This window comes from Bacillus sp. JJ1127, assembly GCF_036965845.1.
Classification (GTDB): domain Bacteria; phylum Bacillota; class Bacilli; order Bacillales; family Bacillaceae_G; genus Bacillus_A.
Window position 1 is genome coordinate 241 of sequence record NZ_JBALQK010000146.1, and the last position, 1,189, is coordinate 1,429.

General features: G+C 30.0%; 1 protein-coding gene. It reads left to right on the plus strand.

The features are described 5' to 3' along the window. Window positions 1–328: 328 nt before the first annotated feature. The coding region (locus V7183_RS14995) for an AimR family lysis-lysogeny pheromone receptor (protein WP_335360020.1) at window positions 329–1,189 on the plus strand (861 nt) is incomplete at its 3' end.

Consider the following 1,189-nt stretch of genomic DNA (forward strand, 5'->3'; position numbering starts at 1 on the left):
CGAAGAAGTCCGATTTTACGGCGTTTTTAAATTCAGACAAATGTTGAGAAAGTTTGAAAATCAAAATTTTTTAACTTTTCTGTGATAACATTGTGATAATAAAATGAATGGACACAAAAAGACCCATAGCGTGTGTAATTGTGCTGGGAACACTTTTACACCGTTTTGCCCTAATTGTAGTAGGGAAAACATTTGCCATGAGCCTTTTGCTGTTACGGAATACCATAACGTATACGGCTAGTATAACATAACATTCAGATATAGTTCATCATATTTAGGTTCGTTTTCTATATAGGGGAGTGTGTCTTTGTTCCAGAGGGGGACAATAATGAAAGTTATATTAGACAGGATTTCTACTGAAATTGAATATCGCAGGATGAGTAAACGGAAAATTGCAAAAAATATAAAAATCGCTCATTCTACAATTTCAAACTTTTTAACAGGCAAAGATGAAATGAAGTTTAATGCATACGGTGAATTCATCAGGGAAATTTACCCTAATGAAAAACAAATTTTAATAAGGCGAGAGCTATATATCGAGTATTTTAGTAAAACGTCTAGACCAATTAATAAAAGAATTGGAATGGATTACTTAGCAGTTCATGGTGAAATGGAATTATTAAAGCTGTTAATTAATCAGGAGATAAACAGCGATGATGAAATAAATAAAGAATGGGCTCAAATTTATAAATTGCTTTATCTTAGAAATACAGAAGAATTGAAAGGTAGTACATTTGCGAATTTATTGTACGAAACTGAAAAAGATATTAAATTAAAAACCAATGAGATGAAAATTCTTTTTAAAATAATTGAAATGTTTACAGAGTATGATCAAAGTAATTTTAAAGTAATGACAGATAAAGCTTCTTTTCTTATCGATGAATTAAAAGAAATAAAAAATTCATATATACGTTTGTCTTTTGAATGTAAGGTTCGTGAGTGCATTTTACAAGGATTATTATTATCTGATGAAATAGAGAAGACTAGACAATTATGCCATGAAATCATAGCAAATAATGAATTGAAGAGAAAATTTCCAATGATAGTTGCTACAGCATATGGGGTTCTTGGGGAGTCTTACACTTTTACTAATTTTGAAAAGGCTAGATTTTTTATAGAGGAAGCAGTGAAAATACTAGAAAAAGGTTTGAATGAAAAAATGAAAATGCGTCATCACATGATGTTAGAT